Annotated in this window: 2 protein-coding genes; both read left to right on the top strand. The window is 72.4% G+C overall.

Annotation, left to right across the window (positions count from 1 at the left end):
* Positions 1-1,755, top strand: a 1,755-nt coding sequence (locus tag AC1D15_RS26800; RefSeq protein ID WP_477828396.1) for a glycoside hydrolase family 48 protein, incomplete at its 5' end; no start/stop codon positions are given.
* A 15-nt stretch (positions 1,756-1,770) separates the two neighbouring features.
* Positions 1,771-2,337 carry a LemA family protein gene (locus AC1D15_RS26795; protein WP_477828395.1) on the top strand — a complete coding sequence of 189 codons (567 nt, stop codon included), beginning with the start codon at positions 1,771-1,773 and terminating at the stop codon, positions 2,335-2,337.
* The last annotated feature ends 150 nt before the right edge of the window (positions 2,338-2,487 follow it).

The raw sequence follows: 2,487 nt of genomic DNA, 5'->3' as shown, positions 1-2,487 counted from the left end.
GCGCAGGCCTGCGCGCCCGGCACCGGCCTGCCCGATTCGAACGGCCTGCGCGACAACCAGACCTACCTGATGAGCTGGTACTACGCCTGGGGCGGCGCGGCCGACGCGAGCGCCGRCTGGGCCTGGCGCATCGGCTCCAGCCACAACCACTTCGGCTACCAGAACCCGCTCGCGGCCTGGGCGCTGTCGACGCAGGCCGACTTCAAGCCGGGCTCGCCGACGGCGGCCGGCGACTGGGGCAAGAGCCTCGCCCGCCAGCTCGAGTTCTACCGCTGGCTGCAGTCGGCCGACGGCGCGATCGCCGGCGGCGCCACCAACAGCTGGGGCGGCAACWACGGCGCACCGCCCGCCGGCACCGCCACCTTCTACGGCATGGCCTACGACGAGAACCCGGTCTACCACGACCCGGGGTCGAACGAGTGGTTCGGCATGCAGGTGTGGTCGATGCAGCGGGTGGCCGAGTACTACCGCGCGAGCGGCGACGCGAAGGCGAAGGCGCTGCTCGACAAGTGGGTGGCCTGGGCCTCGGCGCAGACGCTGCTGAACGCCGATGGCAGCTACGCGATCCCGAGCACGCTGAAGTGGAGCGGCCAGCCCGACACCTGGAACCCCGCCTCGCCGGGCGCGAATGCCAGCCTGCGCGTCACGGTGGCCGATCGCACGAGCGACATCGGCACCACCGCCGCCTTCGCGCGCACGCTGATCCACTACGCCGCGAAATCCGGCAACGCCGCTGCGAAGACCCTCGCGAAGGAGCTGCTGGACCGCGCCTGGACCCGCTACCAGGACAGCAAGGGCATCGCCGTCGCCGAGAAGCGCACCGACTACCTGCGCTTCGACGACGCCTACGACCCGGCAACCGGCTCGGGCGTCTACGTGCCCTCCGGCTGGAGCGGCACCAACGCGCAGGGTGCGACCATCGATTCGAACGCGACCTTCCTGAGCCTGCGGCCGAAGTACCAGCAGGATCCGCAGTGGCCGAAGCTGCAGGCCTACCTGGCCGGCGGCGCCTCGCCCGACTGGGTCTACCACCGCTTCTGGGCGCAGGCCGATATCGCGATGGCCTTCAACGACTACGCGAACATCGACGGCGACGGCAGCGGCGGCACGCCGGCCATCGTGCTGAGCGCGGGCACGCTGGGCGTGGCCGAGGGCGCCAGCGCGAGCGTCGGCGTCAGCCTGTCGCAGGCGCCGGCGGGGACGGTCACGGTGACGGTGAGCAAGGCCGCCGGCGGCGACGCCGACCTGGGCACGGCCACCACCACGCTGACCTTCACGCCGGCCAACTACAACGTGCCGCAGAACCTGGTGATCGCCGCCGCCGAGGATGCCGACCAGGCCAACGGCAGCGCGAGCTTCAACCTGGCGGCCACCGGCCACACCGGCGCCGTCGTTACCGCCACCGAGATCGACAACGACGTGGTGGTCGCCGACTGCACGATCAGCTTCGACACCAGCAACGACTGGGGAGCCGGCCAGGTGCCCGCGATCAAGCTGAGCAACACGGGCACGGCGCCGATCACCGGCTGGTCGCTGAGCTGGACCGAGTCGAACGACTTCACGCTGTCCAACTCGTGGAGTGCCACGGTGACGAAGAACGGCCGCGGCGTGGTGGCCACCCCGGCCGGCTGGAACGGCACGGTGTCGCCCAGCGGCAGCGTCGAGTTCGGCATGCAGATCGGCTACAGCGGCGCCAAGCCCATGCCCACCGGGCTGGCGCTGGCAGGGCACAACTGCACGGTCACCATCAAGTGACGAGAGGGGGATGCGATGAACCACCCTCACAACGCGCGGCTCGCCGCACTGGCCCTCGGGCTGGTGCTGGCGGCCGGCGCCGCGGCCTGGGGCTCGCGGATGGTGATCCGCCTCGGCGAGGCGCGCACGGCCAGCACGGCCGAGTGGCGCCAGGTCGCGCAGGTCTACGCCGAGCGCAACCGGCTCGCCGTGCCGGCGCTGCAGGCGGCCGGCCGTGCAGCCGACGTCGATCCGCAGCTGGTCGAGGCCGCGCGCGGCGCGCTGGCGCGTGCGGCGGCGTTGCCCGGCACGCCGGGCCTGCTTGACGACCCGCGCGCGCTCGATGCCTTCAAGCGCAACCAGGGCGAGCTGACCGGCGTGCTGTTCCGGCTCGTGGCCGCGGCGCAGCGGCAGCCCGCGCTGCGCGATGACGCCGCGGTGCAGGACCTGCACCGGCAGCTGCTGCAGTCGGAGGCGCAGCTGGCCGAGGCCCGCGAGCGCTACAGCCGCTTCGCCGGCAGCTACAACGCGCTGACCCAGTCGTTTCCGGATGCGATCGCCGCCCGCCTGGGCGGCTACGCGTCCGTGCCCACTAACCTCTGATCCAGGGAGATGACCATGAACGAGAACTTCATCCATCGGCTGGGGCGGATGGCGGCCTGCTCCGCCATTGCCGTGGCCGCACTGAGCGCCTGCGGCGGCGGCGACGGCCCCGCGCCCGCCGACGCGGCGGCCCAGGACACCTCGCGCGCC

The organism is Rhizobacter sp. P2_H2, assembly GCF_056403375.1.
The sequence above is the reverse complement of the archived record's forward strand: the minus strand, read 5'-3'. Positions and strand labels throughout refer to the sequence as shown.